Raw genomic sequence first — 12,105 nt, 5'->3', positions numbered from 1 at the left:
GCGTTACGGACGCGTTCTCGAGCTGTCCTCGAGCGGCTCTCCATGCCAGGCCCATTCCCCGCGCCGGGGACGGCCCGGCAACGCGATCCGGCCGGTGCACCAGCGCAGCGCGTCCCAGGCAGTGGCTGCACCGCGCAGCGCCGGTTCCTGCTCCGGGAACAACCGTGCGACGACCCGGGCGCAGACCTCGCCCGGCGCGTCGAGCACCGTCTCCTGACCGCGCTGACCCCGTGCGATGTCTTCGGCGTGCATCAGGAGTTCGGCACAGCCCATGGCCGCGAAGCCGGCCGGATCGGCCGACCCGCTCGGATGGTAAGCCCGCGCCTGCGGCCCGGCGGTGCGCACGGCCGATGCGAGCAGCCGTCCGGCGGCGACCACGAACTCGAGCAGATCCGCGGGCGACGCCCCGGCATCGGCAGTGGCGAGGAACCGCACGTAGTGGTCGGCCGGACCGCTGACCACCTGGCTCGCGTACGACAACAGAACGTCACCGAGGTGTTCGGCGGTCGCCCGGCAGTCCCAGTCCAGCTCGCCTGCCGGACGCGTCCAGTCACCGTCCCCGAGCGGCCCGAGCGTCGCCGCCGCGAATCCGATCGCCTCGTCCAGGTCGGCTGCGGTCACCGTCATGGCGTCACTGTGGCAGACCACCCGCGGAAGGACCCGCAGCCACCGGCCCGGGGCCGAGGGGCGCGGGCGCTCGGCGGCCGTCACGATCGGGCAGCCCAGAACCCGCACTGGTGATGGTGGGTGAAACCGGTGAGCGGACGGGCGCCCTCCTGGCGGTAGGACACCGCGGTCCCGCCGGCCCGGCCGCGCACGAACGCGGTCCAGTCGTCCACCATCCGGTCCGCCAGCCGTTGCTGGGCCGGGGTGAACGCGGGCGGCTTGCCGTCGAAGTCGAACAGGTACGGCAATTCGGCAGTGTGCGGTGCACCGAGCGGGAACGGCGCGGAGACCGCCTTCGCGGCCGGCGAGGTGGGATCGGCGAACTCGTAAGTGGACACCGACGGCAACGAGCCCGCCATCCGGGCGGCGGGGCAGGCGAACCCCCAGTCGGTGACCGCCGCGGCGTAGGCCAGCGAAGCGTTCCCGCTGAACGCGTCCACCGGGTACGTCGCGGCGACCGCGGCGGCGTCCGGGAAGACCTTGGCGAGTGCCGCGGGATAACTGTGCCGGGTGACCGCCTTCCCGGAGGCGGTTTGCTGGGCGAGGAAGTAGGTGAACTCGTCGTGCGTGGTGCCCAGCAGTACCGGCACCGGCACCGCGGATCCGCCGCGGGCCCCGTCCGGCGGCGACACCGGGATCACCGACCCGCCGGTGACCGGACCGGGCATTTCGATGCCGGCGACGGACACGTAGGCGGGCGAGTCGAGGAGTTTCGCCGCGGGCAGCGCCCGCAGACAGGCGGCTGCGGTGGCCCGGTCCCGGCAGCCGAGCGCGGCCGCGTAACGCACACTGGTCTCTTCCGCCGCGACCATGCTCGCCTGCGCCTGGCAAGGTCCACTTTGGATGATGGCAGCGCGGAACAGCCCGCGTGAGCCGGGTGCCACCAGGTGGTCGCACACCGACATGCCACCCGCGGACTCACCTGCGATCGTCACCGCCGCCGGGTCCCCGCCGAAGGCCGCGATGTTGTCCCGCACCCAGCGCAATGCCTGCTGCTGGTCGAGGAATCCGTAGTTGCCCGGCTGCGCGCCGAGTGCCGGATCGGCGAGGAATCCCAGCGTGCCGAGCCGGTAGTTGAGGGTGACCACGATCTCGTCGCCGCGGGACACCAGCCGCTCGGCTCCGTAGCGGTCGCCGCCGCCGTTGACGAACGCGCCGCCGTGCAGCCACACCAGCACCGGACGGCCGGTGGCCCCTGCCGTCGGGGTCCAGACGTTGAGGGTCAGGCAGTCCTCGCTCGTCGCCGCGCCACCGGCGGGCGCCTGGGGACAGCGCGGCCCCGGTTTCGTCGCGTCCCGCTCCCCCGGCCACGATCCGGCAGCCGCCGGCGGCTGCCAGCGCCGCTCGCCGACCGGCGCGGCGGCGTACGGAATGCCTTGGAACAGCCGGTGATCCGGGGTGGACGTGCCGCGCACGAGACCCGACGCCGTGCGCACGACGTCCCCGGCCCGGCCGACCGCCGCATCCGAGGCCACGCACGCCGAGGTCACCAGCGTCAGCGCGAGCACCAGCACACCGGGCCAGCACCGCCGCGCCGCACCGAAGACCGCCTCCACCACCGGCCGGACGATACCGGGCAGGCACACTCTGGGTGGTGCCGGACCACCACCACCGGGCACCCCGCCCACCACCTGGCCGAACGACCCCAGCGCACCCCGGAAGACACCCGCACCTGCGGTACCCGATCGCACGCCCGGGTGAACAGGCAGCTGTGCCCCCGAGCCGCCACCCCGAAGCCCGAACGCGGGTCACGCCCACCCCCACCGGCACCGATCACGCCCCGACGCACCGGCCACATCCACCCCCACCGGCACCGGGTCACGTCCGACGCCCACGGGGTACCAGCCGGCCGCCTCCGGCTTCCGCGGATCGGCTCGGTTCTCCTCCGGTCACGGCAGTGCGCGGCCGAGCCGGGCGGCTGCGGCGGGCCATCCCTCCAGCGTGCCGGCTCGGGTGCGGGCCGCGGTGCGCAGCCGGTTCCGGAGGCCGGGTTGCTTCGTCCAGCGCCGGAGCGCGCCGGCCAGCTCCGCCACGTCGCCGGGCGGCACGAGCAGGCCGGGCACCTCTCCGCCGGGCGCGTGGCCGAGCGCACCCGCCACGCCGCCCACGTCCGAAGCCAGCACGGGGATCCCGCGGGCGAGCGCTTCGGTCACGACCATGCCGTAGGTCTCCGCGCGCGAGGGCAGCACGAGCAGATCGGCCCGTTCGTAGGCCGCATCGAGCCCGGGGCCGGTCCGCGGTCCGGTGAACCGGATCCGGTTCCCGGGCCCGGCCGTCCCGCGCAGCCGCTCGACATACGCCGGGGCACGGGTGAGCGAACCGACGAGATCCACCGTCAAACCGTCCACTTCAGACAGTGCGGACAGCAGGACGTCCTGTCCCTTGCGGGGAATCACCGCAGCGACGCACAGCAGCCGCGACACCCCATCGGTGCCCGCGGCCGGCCGCGCCGAATCCACCCCCGGCGGCACGACGTAGACCGAACCGGCGGCAAGATCGTGGCGTGCACGCAGGTCGTCGGCGGCCGCCGGGCTCGTGACGACGATCCGGTCGGCGAGCCGCAGCGTTTCGCGCTCGCGCTTGTCCAGGACGGCGGCCTGCCGCGGGGCGAGCCCGGTTTCGTCGGCCAGCGGCAGGTGCACGAGCACCACAAGCCGCAGCCTGCGTGCGTGCGGCGCCAGTACGTCCGGCACCCCGCAGGCGACCAGGCCGTCGAGCAGCACCACGGACCCGGCCGGGACAGCAGCGAGCACGCGGCCGAGCCGGGCGCGGGCCGCCGGGTCCGGCTCCGGCCAGTCCCCAGCCACGGAGACCGGACGCGCCGGCAGGTGCTGCGCCATGCGGTGGTCGTAGGTGTCGCCCCCGCTGGGCGCGGCCCGATCGGCCACTGGCACCACGAACACCGGCGGTTCCGGATTTCCTCGCACACCATCGACACGCAGCAGGACGCCGTCCGGTTCACCGCGGTGCCGACCGGGTAACCGGACGGCGGCAGAAAGGAGCTTGTCATGCCCCAGCGAAGCTGGTCTTCGAAACGGGAACGCCAGTACGAGCACATCAAGGGCGCCGAACGGGAACAGGGCGCGAACGAGGGCCGCGCGGAGGAGATCGCCGCCCGCACGGTCAACAAGAACCGCGCCCGCTCCGGGGAATCCCGGCAGGCGAGCCGCACCTCCACCCAGGACGTCTCGCCCCAGCACCGCGGCGGCAAACGCTCCGGGAACCGGCTGGGGCCTGGCGGCCCGACGAAGGAACAGCTGTACAACGAAGCGAAACAGCGCAACGTGCACGGCCGCTCGGCGATGACCAAGAAGGAACTCGAGAAAGCACTGGGCCGCTGAGCCGGATTGCGAAAACACCGCTGAAGACCAATCACACAAAACCCGGCGGACCACCGGATTCCGGTGGTCCGCCGGGTTTCTGTCACGAGATGTGCGGTGCGGTTTCCCTGCGCGCAGCCCGGCTGCGAAATCCCGCTCAGGACGCCGAATACGGCGCGCGATTCTCCAAGGACGGGCTCACGTCCGGATTCCGGCCGTCCTGGCCGGGTACCGGAGTGACGGTGGTCGTGGGCATCCGGTCGGCTTCCCGCGCGGAGATCCGGCGGTTCGCCACCGCCGCCTCGCCCACCTGTTCGCCGCGCATCCGGCCGAGCAGCGCCAGCGTGATCGCGTGCACGAGGGCCAGCACCAGCAGCAGCACGCCGAGCCTGCCGACCACTCCGGGCAGGTCGCCGTCACCGAGCGGGATGGTGGACAGCAGCGCCAGCAGGCCCAGTGTCACCAGGTGGAACAGCACGGTGACCAGCCTCGTCATGGAGGCACCGGCTGCCGCGTCGCCGTAGGAGTTTTCCAGGTAGCCGCGCCCGCTTCGGTAGATGATCTGCCCATCGATCAGGACCAGCGCGATCCCCACCGCGAGAAACGCGAGGTAGGCTTCGGTCGTCATCCGACGCTCCTTCCAGGCTTGTCCCTGCCTGCCGGATACCCGTGCGGGCCCGGCGGAAACCAGGTCAGCCGCGGAAGGTGGCCGGATCGGGGCCGAAGTGCCTGCCTGCCTCCAGCCCGCCGATCGCGGCCAGGTCGGCGTCCGCGAGCTCGAAGTCGAACACCGCGATGTTCTCGCGGACCCGCTCCGGCGTGACCGACTTCGGGAACACGATGTTCCCGATCTGCAGGTGCCAGCGCAGCACGATCTGTGCCGCGGTCTTACCGTATTTGCCTGCCAGCTCGCTCAGCAGCGGATCGGCCAGCAGCTCGCCCTGCCCCAGCGGGCTCCACGCCTCCGTCGCGATTCCCCGCGACTGGTGGTAGGCGCGCAGTTCCGCCTGCTGCAGTGCGGGATGCAGTTCGATCTGGTTCACCGCAGGCACCACCGACGATTCGCCGGCAAGCCGTTCCAGCTGCTCGACCTCGAAGTTCGACACCCCGATCGCGCGGGTCTTGCCGGCCCGCAGCAGCTCCTCGAATCCCTGCCAGGTCAGCACGTACTTGTCCTGGTTGGGCAGCGGCCAGTGGATCAGGTACAGGTCGACGTAATCCAGCTCGAGCCGCTGGAGGCTGCCCTCCAGTGCGGTGATCGCGTTGTCGTGCCCGTGCGCGTCGTTGGCCAGCTTCGTGGTGACGAAGATTTCTTCGCGGGGCACCCCGGACTGCCGGATCCCTTCACCGACGCCTTCCTCGTTCTCGTACGCCTGCGCCGTGTCGAAATGCCGGTAGCCCGCTTCCACTGCGGTGCGCACCGCCGCCGCGGTGTCCGCCGCCGGGATGGTGAAGACCCCGAAGCCGAACTGCGGAATGCGCACCCCGTTGTTGAGCTCGATCTGCGGGACATGAGACGTCTGAGAAGTCATATCCACGGAATTACCCGAGCGGATCAACGCCGAAACGGACCGGCCGTTGGTTCAGGGGGTCAGCATCGTCCGGTCGAGGGATTCCCGCACCGGAAGCAGGTCTGCGGCGCCGGAGAGCTCGACGCACCGGCGCACCCCGGGCGCCGAACCGAGGAACACCGTCAGCGACGGCATCCGCTCATATGCGACGAGCAGCGCGCGAATGCCCGCGCAGCTGAGGAATTCGACCGAGGACAAGTCGACGAGCACCGGCTCGCGCACTGCCCGCAGTGCCTCTTCCAGTGCTGGCGTGGTGGCCGAGTCGACCTCGCCGACCGGGGCGACAACCATGGTGTCGCCGCGGCGAATGCTGGTGACAGTCAGTTGTGCCGGTGCGGAGTGCACCGAAAACGGGACGTTCATGCGTTGCGCTCCTCTCGCAGGGTGCTGCTCGAAAGCGCTGACCGCAGCAGTGTCTGGACAACAGCCAACGACTTCTGACCGTACGCACTTTCCAAGTGCGGTCAACCCCGGCCACCCGTCGTGACGAATGCCTTCGCACCGTCCACAGTAGAGCGAACGTCAGTCGCGGGACGCCAGCTTGGTGAGCTCGTGGTCGAAGTCGAACCAGAGCGCTTCCTCGCCGACCGGAACCTCGTCGTAGGTGCGGTCGAGGAAATCGGCCAGCTCGCTCGCCTCCGCCTCCAGCACGGCCGAACCGTCCGGCGCGTTCAGCTCCACCACGACGCGGCTGTCGTCGTCGGCCGCGGGGCGCACCTGGACGTCCCCCTCCCCGGCAGGGGCCAGCAGTCCGTCGGCGAGCAGATCGCGGCCGAACAGCCACTGCACCACCCCGGCACCGGCGTAGTAGCCGACGGACACCGCGTACGGGTCCGCCGCGTCGTATTCGAGGTCGGCGCGCACCGGCAGCGGAACCGCTCCGAACGTGCGCAGACCGAAGATGATCGTCGCCCGGACGACCGGTGGCTCGATATCCATGCCCGCCACCTCCTTGTCTCTCCCGATCTCCCATGAATTCTCTTCCATGAGTAACGCGCGGTGAGAGTCCAAGCTGCCCGACTGGCGATCTTTCACCCCTTTGGTGGAGACATAGCTCTCAACTGCTCACTCCCAGGGCAAACCGAGGGACACGAACGGGCAAAGTGCGTCCCGCTCATCGGGCCCACTCCTCGAGCCGCACGCCGAGCTGCGCGGCTGCCGCACGCAGCTCCCGGCGCCGGTCCCCCGGCACCGCGTGCACGTGGTTGGCGCCGAATCCGGACAGGAAGGTGGCCGCAGGCACGTCGAGCCGGGCGAACGCGTGCGGCCATTCCGGCGTGGACCTGGCGACCAGCTCCCCGGTCGTCGCCTCGTCGAAGGTCTCGAAGTCGGCGAGCATGAGCTGAAGCCGGTAGTGGCCGTCCAGGCGGCTCAGCCGCGCCACCGTCATCTCCCCCGGTGCGGCGATGTGCTGCACCGAGGCGCCGCCCGCGGGGAAGAAGAACACCTCCGGGTACAGGTGCACCTTCGCGAGGTTCTCCGCCGGGTCGTCACTGCGTGCGGCGAACCAGGTCGCGTGCTGCCCGGAGTTGCACAGGTCCCACACGTCCCGGTCCGGGTGGTAGTGGCGCACGTCGGCGAACAGCACCGGGGTGCCGGTGATCCGGTGCAGCAGCTGCATGGTGAGCGCGCCGTCCATATCCGCCTCGGTGGCGGTGACGTGCACGGCCTTCGAACCGTTCCAGTCGTAGGGGTCGTTGAGCAGCGCCTCGGCGACGTCCGCGGTGGCGAAGTTCTCGGTCAGCTCCGGCTGCGCCTTGATCCCGGAGAAGTCCAGGTGCCGCTCGGCCACCACGTCGCGCACCGCCAGGTACAGCCGCAGCTGCCGCTCCAGCAGCTCGGGCGTGAGCCGGTCGCCGTCGTAGTGCACGCTCGCGTGGCGTTCCAGCCACTCCCGCCCGCGCCCGGCTTCGACGGCGGCGTTCCGGTCGTCCGATTCCGCCCGGCGCACCAGCTCGTACTGGTCGATCTCCTCCACGTCGATCCCGAACGTGCGCATCCACTGGTCGGTGTTCGCGACCGCGGTGTTCATCCCCATCGGCCGCCCGCCGAACCGGCCGAAGGTCGACCCGCGCAGCGAGCTCACCGCGGCCGCGGCCCGCGCGTACGCGCCCACCTCGCCGACCAGCTCCGCGTCGTCGGGCGCACCCCACAGCCGGGTGTGCGAGCGGCCGATCTGGTCGAGCGCGCCACCCGCGGCGAGCATGCCGACCAGGCCCGGCTCCGCCGGATCGGTGCTCGCGACGAGCAGCAGCGGCGAGCGCGTCGCGTCCGCAGCGAGCATGGTGAAGTGCGGGAACGCCCACACCGCGTAATACAGCACGGTCACGTCGACCGACGCCGCGGCCACCGAACGGGCCGCCGCGGTAGCGGTGGTGTTGGTGTCCACCAGCCCGCCGTTGACGACCTCGTGCCCGGCCGCTTCGAGCGCCGCCACGAGCGCGTCCGCTTTGGACCGGATGAAGCCGGTGTTCCGCCGGTGCACGTGGTCCCTGCCGTCCGAGACGGCGAGAATGCCGATGCGCGCCATCGTCCTCAGCTCCGGTTCAGTTCGGCGTAGACCTGCTCCGCGTTGGCACGCGTGACCAGGCGAGTGGGCAGGGTCTGCTTCTTCGCCACCTGCTGGCAGTCGAGCAGGAGCTTCTTCGCCGCGGTGATCGCCTCGGCGCCGCCGGTGGGATACACGAAGGTGGCCGCGAGCCGTCCGGCTTCCACCGCCTTGATGCCGCCTTCCGGCACCGGCAGACCGTCGATACCGGTGATCGGCAGGTCGCCGAGGCCGGCGTTCTGCGCGGCGAGCCGCGCGCCCTCGGCCATCGGGTCGTTCGCGGAGAACAGCGCCTGCGCGTCGGGATGGGCCTTGAGCAACGCGTCGGCCTGCTGCTGTCCCTTCTCCCGCAACCAGTCCGCGTCCGCCGAGCCGACCACCGTGATGCCGTGACCTGCGATGCCCTGGTCGAAGCCGTCGCTGCGTTCCTTGGCCGGGGTGGCCCCGGCGAGGCCCTTCAGTTCCACGACCTTTCCGCCCTTGGGCAGCAGCTTCTCGGCGAAGTACCGGCCGGCCTGGCGTCCGATGTCCACGTTGTCCGCACCGATGAACGAGGTGTAGCCGTCGCCGTCCACCTTGCGGTCCAGCACGAGTACCGGGACGCCCTGGTCGTAGGCCTTCTTCACCACCGCGGTGAGCGGCGTGGCCTCGTTCGGGCTGATGATCAGCAGGTCGATGCCCTGGGTGAGGAAGGTGTTGACCTGTTCGACCTGCTTCGCGTTGTCCTGTGCGGCGTCGGCGAAGTTCACCGTGAACTGCGGTACCCCGGCCGCGGCCTTGCGGATGTCGTCGTCCATCCGCACCCGGTAGGGCTCGGCCAGGTTCGCCTGGCTCATGCCGATGGTGTATTTGCCGCCTGCGCCTTCGCAGGCCCGCGTCGACGGGGCTCCGCCTGCCGACGCGCCGGGCGCGTTTTCGTGGGTGGTGCCGCAGGCCGTGACGGCCGAAACGAGGGCAAGACCCACGAGGGCCGCCCCGCGGCGGATGGTGCCGGACATGCGCTCCCCTTCCTTGGACGAATCCCTAGACCGTGGCCGGGCGCAGCCGCTGCAGTCCCGCGGCGAGCACGATCACCACGCCGACCACGATCAGCTGCACGTTCGAATCGATGTCGTTGAGCTGGAGGATGTTGTCGAGCACGCCGACGAGCAGCGCACCCGCGACGGTGCCGAACACCGATCCGCGACCGCCGGAGAGACTGGTGCCGCCGATCACGACCGCGGCGATGGCGTTGAGCTCGTACCCGGTGCCGTCGTTGGGACCGCCGAAGTTGAGCTGCCCGGCGTGCACGATCCCGGCCAGCGCGGCGAGCAGCCCGCACAGCCCGAAGACCGCCACCTTGACCCTGGTCACCGGAACCCCGGACAGCAGTGCGGCCTTCTCGTTGCCGCCGATCGCGTAGACGTGCCGGGAGAACGCACTGGCCCGCAGCAGCAGCACGGCCAGCGCGGCGACCACCACGAACAGCAGCGCCGGGATCGGCACCACCCCGCCGAAGGTGCGTTCCCCCAGCAGCGAGAACGGCACCGGCGCCTGGCCGGGCCCGTCGCCGTAGGTGATCGACACTCCCTCGCCGCCGGACCACATCCGGGCAAGACCGCGCGCGATCTGCATGCCCGCGAGCGTGACGATGAACGCCTGGATCCGGAACCGCGCACTCGCGATCCCCTGCAGCACCCCGAAAACCAGGCCCAGCGCGAGGATCAGCAGTACCGCGGGCACCAGCCCCCAGTCGTTCGCGGTCAGCAGCTCGGCGACGCCGACGCTGGCCAGCCCCACCACCGAACCGACCGAAAGATCGATACCGCCGACCAGGATCACCAGCGTCATGCCGACCGCGATGATGCCGATCTCGGAGATCGCCCGTACCACGTTGAACAGGTTCCCGCTGTCGAGGAACACCAGATCCCCGTTGTGGTGCGGCGAAAACACGATCGCCGCGGCGAACACGAGCACCAGCCCGAAAACACTCTGGAACCGGAACACCACCGCGAGCGCTGCCCGCCCGGTCACCGCGCGTCCTCCATCGGCACCTCTCCCATCGATGCGGCCAGCAGGTCGGCCTCACCCGCCGCGGCCGTGTCCAGTTCCCGCAACCCGCGCCCGCCACGCAGCACCAGCACCCGGTCGCACACGCCGACCAGTTCGGCCGGTTCGGACGACGCGAGCAGCACCCCGACCCCGGACCGCGCGGCCTCGCCGAGCAGCCGGTAGATCTCCGCCTTGGCACCGACGTCGACCCCGCGGGTCGGTTCGTCGAGCAGCAGCAACGCGGGTTCGCTCAGCAATGCCCTGCCCAGCACCACCTTCTGCTGGTTCCCGCCGGAGAGCGAACCCACCGGCGCACTCAGCGAACCGGCCTTGACGCCGAGCCGTTCCGCCGATCCCCGTGCCGCATTGCGCTCCCTGCGGGCGGAGACCATGCCGAACCGGGCCAGCCGGTCCACAATGGACAGCACAGTGCCCGCCGTCACCGAATGCTCCAGCGCAAGCCCGGAGATCCGCCGGTCCTCCGGCACGAAGGCCAGCCCCGCGCGCAGTGAGCGGCGCGGCGAACGCGGCCGGAACTCCTTGCCGCGCAGCAGTATCCGGCCGCCGGTCAGGGTCGCGCCCGATGCCCCGTACAGCGCCTCCAGCAGTTCGGTGCGCCCGGCACCGAGCTGTCCGGCGAGGCCGACGATCTCACCGGCCCGCACGGTCAGGCTGATCCCGGCAGGCTCCCGTCGCCCCGGCCGCGGCCGGACCACCAGGTCCTCGACCCGCAGCACCTCGTCCCCACCCGGATCCGACGACCCGGCCGCGCGGAACATCTGGTCCACCGGACGGCCCACCATCGCCTCCGCGGCCCGCGCCGCACTCAGCTCGCGGGCGGCGAAGGCGGCCACCACTTCCCCGTTGCGCAGCACCGTCGCCCGGTCCGCGACCCGGCCGATCTCGTCCATCCGGTGCGAGACGTAGACGACCGCGGCCCCGTCCTTGCGCAGCTGGTCCACCACCGTGAACAGCCGATCCACCTCCCGTGGCGAGAGCGCCGAGGTGGGCTCGTCCATGAGCAGGATCCGGGCCTGCAGCGACAGTGCCTTGGCGATGGTGACGAGCTGCTGTTCCCCGGTGCGCAGCCGTTCCACCGGCACCCGCGGATCGAGGTCCACTCCGGATCGGGCGAGCACCTCGCGGGTCCGCTCGACCATCCCCCGCCGGTCCACCGCGCCCGCGCGGGTGTGCGGCTCACGGCCGAGGAACACGTTCTCCGCCACCGACAACGCGGGCACGAGATCCAGTTCCTGGTGGATCATCGCGACCCCGGCGCGGCGCGCGTCCGCGGGACGGGTGAACCGGACCGGCTCGCCGCCGATCCGGACCACCCCGGTCCCCGCGGCGACCTCCCCGGAGAGGATCTTCAACAGGGTCGACTTGCCTGCCCCGTTCTCCCCGAGAAGAGCGTGCACCTCCCCCTCGCGCACGGTGAAATCCACCGAGCGCAGTGCACGCACGCCGCCGTAGGTCTTGCCGACGCCGGCCAGTTCGACCAGTACGCCGTCGTCGCCCATACCCGCCCTCTCGGCCCCGCTCCGCGCGTCGAGAAATCGATTACCGACGTAACGTAGGGGTGGGCCTTGAGTGTGTCAAGGGTCACAAGTACCGCAGTTCGGGCGCCGAATCCGGGCCCGAGCCCGGTTCGAGTGCGGCCCGAGCCCGGTTCGAGTGCGGCCCGGCGCAGGTTCGAGTGCGGCTCGGCGCAGGTTCGAGTGCGGCTCGGCGCGGGTTCGAGCTCGATTCCAGCCGGCCGCCGCACGGTGCGGGACGAGCCCCGGCCACCGCGGGTTCAGCCGGCCGTCACGCATTCGTCGGCTCCCGGCGACCGGAGGCGTGATTTGTGGCATACCTCGCGTGAAACGGGGCTGTGACCGTGTGTTTTCGAGTCTTTTTGGCAGGTTCCTACAAACCGGTGGGTCCGGCATGCGTCATCCACGACATTGGTGCGGCGGCCGGTGGAGGA

General features: G+C 71.2%; 12 protein-coding genes. 1 reads left to right on the top strand and 11 read right to left on the bottom strand.

Annotated elements, in window-relative coordinates; all coding sequences use genetic code 11:
* Positions 1–3: 3 nt before the first annotated feature.
* The 3 genes from ABD793_RS01100 to ABD793_RS01090 all read right to left on the bottom strand — a co-directional run bounded on the left by ABD793_RS01100 (position 4) and on the right by ABD793_RS01090 (position 3,569).
* Positions 4–627: a maleylpyruvate isomerase N-terminal domain-containing protein gene (locus tag ABD793_RS01100; protein WP_344854321.1), complete on the bottom strand. Its 624-nt coding sequence runs from the start codon at positions 625–627 to the stop codon at positions 4–6.
* Between the two features lie 80 nt (positions 628–707).
* Positions 708–2,225 (bottom strand): carboxylesterase/lipase family protein, encoded by a 1,518-nt coding sequence (locus ABD793_RS01095; RefSeq protein WP_344854320.1) that lies wholly within the window; start codon positions 2,223–2,225, stop codon positions 708–710.
* A gap of 330 nt (positions 2,226–2,555) precedes the next feature.
* Positions 2,556–3,569 (bottom strand): glycosyltransferase family 4 protein, encoded by a 1,014-nt coding sequence (locus ABD793_RS01090; protein ID WP_344854319.1) that lies wholly within the window; start codon positions 3,567–3,569, stop codon positions 2,556–2,558.
* Positions 3,570–3,674: 105 nt separating this feature from the next.
* Between ABD793_RS01090 and ABD793_RS01085 the strand changes: the two genes are divergently transcribed.
* Positions 3,675–4,007: a plasmid stabilization protein gene (locus ABD793_RS01085; protein WP_344854318.1), complete on the top strand. Its 333-nt coding sequence runs from the start codon at positions 3,675–3,677 to the stop codon at positions 4,005–4,007.
* Between the two features lie 136 nt (positions 4,008–4,143).
* On the opposite strand, the gene ABD793_RS01080 is transcribed toward ABD793_RS01085, so the two are convergent.
* From ABD793_RS01080 to ABD793_RS01045, 8 genes are all read right to left on the bottom strand, one after another.
* On the bottom strand, positions 4,144–4,614 hold the full coding sequence (locus ABD793_RS01080; protein ID WP_344854317.1) for a hypothetical protein: 471 nt from the start codon (positions 4,612–4,614) through the stop codon (positions 4,144–4,146).
* A 64-nt stretch (positions 4,615–4,678) separates the two neighbouring features.
* The gene (locus ABD793_RS01075; RefSeq protein WP_344854316.1) at positions 4,679–5,518 is read right to left on the bottom strand and encodes an aldo/keto reductase; all 840 of its coding nucleotides are present in this window, start codon (positions 5,516–5,518) and stop codon (positions 4,679–4,681) included.
* 51 nt (positions 5,519–5,569) lie between these two features.
* Complete coding sequence (locus ABD793_RS01070) at positions 5,570–5,920, bottom strand: STAS domain-containing protein (RefSeq protein WP_344854315.1); 351 nt, start codon at positions 5,918–5,920, stop codon at positions 5,570–5,572.
* 159 nt (positions 5,921–6,079) lie between these two features.
* Positions 6,080–6,496: an SsgA family sporulation/cell division regulator gene (locus ABD793_RS01065; RefSeq protein ID WP_344854314.1), complete on the bottom strand. Its 417-nt coding sequence runs from the start codon at positions 6,494–6,496 to the stop codon at positions 6,080–6,082.
* A gap of 175 nt (positions 6,497–6,671) precedes the next feature.
* Positions 6,672–8,087 carry an L-fucose/L-arabinose isomerase family protein gene (locus ABD793_RS01060; protein ID WP_344854313.1) on the bottom strand — a complete coding sequence of 472 codons (1,416 nt, stop codon included), beginning with the start codon at positions 8,085–8,087 and terminating at the stop codon, positions 6,672–6,674.
* A gap of 5 nt (positions 8,088–8,092) precedes the next feature.
* Positions 8,093–9,103: a substrate-binding domain-containing protein gene (locus ABD793_RS01055; RefSeq protein WP_344854312.1), complete on the bottom strand. Its 1,011-nt coding sequence runs from the start codon at positions 9,101–9,103 to the stop codon at positions 8,093–8,095.
* A 25-nt stretch (positions 9,104–9,128) separates the two neighbouring features.
* Positions 9,129–10,118, bottom strand: coding sequence for an ABC transporter permease (locus ABD793_RS01050; protein ID WP_344854311.1), 990 nt, complete (start codon positions 10,116–10,118; stop codon positions 9,129–9,131).
* The gene (locus ABD793_RS01045; RefSeq protein WP_344854310.1) at positions 10,115–11,656 is read right to left on the bottom strand and encodes a sugar ABC transporter ATP-binding protein; all 1,542 of its coding nucleotides are present in this window, start codon (positions 11,654–11,656) and stop codon (positions 10,115–10,117) included. Before ABD793_RS01045 ends, ABD793_RS01050 begins: the two co-directional genes overlap by 4 nt.
* Positions 11,657–12,105: the final 449 nt, after the last annotated feature.

The organism is Amycolatopsis ultiminotia, assembly GCF_039536925.1.
Taxonomy (GTDB): Bacteria; Actinomycetota; Actinomycetes; order Mycobacteriales; family Pseudonocardiaceae; genus Amycolatopsis; species Amycolatopsis ultiminotia.
The sequence above is the reverse complement of the archived record's forward strand: the minus strand, read 5'-3'. Positions and strand labels throughout refer to the sequence as shown.